At 25.0% G+C, this 204-nt stretch carries 1 protein-coding gene; it reads left to right on the top strand.

Annotated features, from left to right (window positions below; translation table 11 throughout):
• A partial coding sequence (locus V7183_RS25790) for a hypothetical protein (protein WP_438825203.1) occupies positions 1 to 204 on the top strand: 204 nt, incomplete at both ends.

The following is a 204-nucleotide window of genomic DNA, read 5'->3' on the forward strand; positions in this document are numbered from 1 at the left end:
ATGTAGTTAATAATACTGATTTATTCATCAAATTTAAAGAATCCATGAATGAGCCCTCCAAAGACTTATACCATATTTGTTCAAAGTTAGTAATTAAAATCCCAATTATCACCTTTAACAAAACCAATAAAAAGATTGAAAACTTATCATTAAAAATAAAAGAAGAGTTAAATCAATTGGGGTTATTTAACATATGCGAATCTT

The organism is Bacillus sp. JJ1127 (assembly GCF_036965845.1).
GTDB lineage: Bacteria > Bacillota > Bacilli > Bacillales > Bacillaceae_G > Bacillus_A.